General features: G+C 70.7%; 1 protein-coding gene. It reads right to left on the reverse strand.

Features of this window, described 5'->3' with window-relative positions; genetic code table 11:
• Positions 1–20: 20 nt before the first annotated feature.
• The coding region (locus CCN51_RS58670; protein ID WP_281262483.1) for an NAD(P)-dependent oxidoreductase at positions 21–430 on the reverse strand (410 nt) is incomplete at its 5' end.

Here is a 430-nt window from a genome sequence, read left to right on the forward strand (position 1 = left end):
GGGGCGGGGGGCTCAGGCGTTCAGGCGCTCAGGCCGAGCGCCAGCGCCTCCGCGGTGATCTCGGACTGCAGGGGTTCGCGCGCGGTCCACCGGGCCAGCTCGTCCATGGCGTGGTCGGTGAGCCGCCCGATCTCCGTGCCGAGCGAGCCCGCGATATGCGGGGTGATCATCACGCTGGCCTGGTGTCTCAGTGGCGAGTCGATGGGCAGGGGCTCGGGGTCGGTGACGTCGAGGATGGCGAAGAGGCGTCCGGAGGCGCATTCGGCGGCGAGCGCGTCGGAGTCGATGAGGCTGCCGCGCGCCGTGTTGATCACGGTGGCGTGATCGGGAAGCAGACTGAGCTGGTCGGCGCCGATGAGGTGGCGGGTCTCCCGGAGTTCCGGAGCGTGCAGGGACAGCACATCGACGCTCGGAAGCAGTTCCTCCAGCG

Origin of the sequence: Streptomyces milbemycinicus (assembly GCF_002154605.1) — a bacterium.
GTDB lineage: Bacteria > Actinomycetota > Actinomycetes > Streptomycetales > Streptomycetaceae > Streptomyces > Streptomyces milbemycinicus.